The following is a 244-nucleotide window of genomic DNA, read 5'->3' on the forward strand; positions in this document are numbered from 1 at the left end:
GCACCCCATGTACGTGCGTGATCGCGAAGGTTGCCTGCAAAGTTGCAACGACAGCTACCTGGAAGCCGTTCAGGCCTGCAGCGAAGAGGTCATGGGCAAGCGCCTGGAGCAAAGCCTGTTCGCTGACTGCGAACATACTCACCAGATCCAGGCCGATTACCTGAAGGTCATGGCCGCCGGGACCCCACTGATCATCGATCGGCCGCTGCGGGTCAAAGGCCGCGAAATGACCATCTACCACTGG

The 244-nt window shown here is 59.8% G+C and carries 1 protein-coding gene; it reads left to right on the top strand.

Annotated features, from left to right (window positions below; genetic code table 11):
• On the top strand, positions 1-244 hold a 244-nt coding region (locus SB725_RS33340), incomplete at both ends, for a PAS domain-containing protein (RefSeq protein ID WP_410923713.1).

This window comes from Pseudomonas sp. SIMBA_041 (assembly GCF_046535095.1).
Taxonomy (GTDB): domain Bacteria; phylum Pseudomonadota; class Gammaproteobacteria; order Pseudomonadales; family Pseudomonadaceae; genus Aquipseudomonas; species Aquipseudomonas mucoides.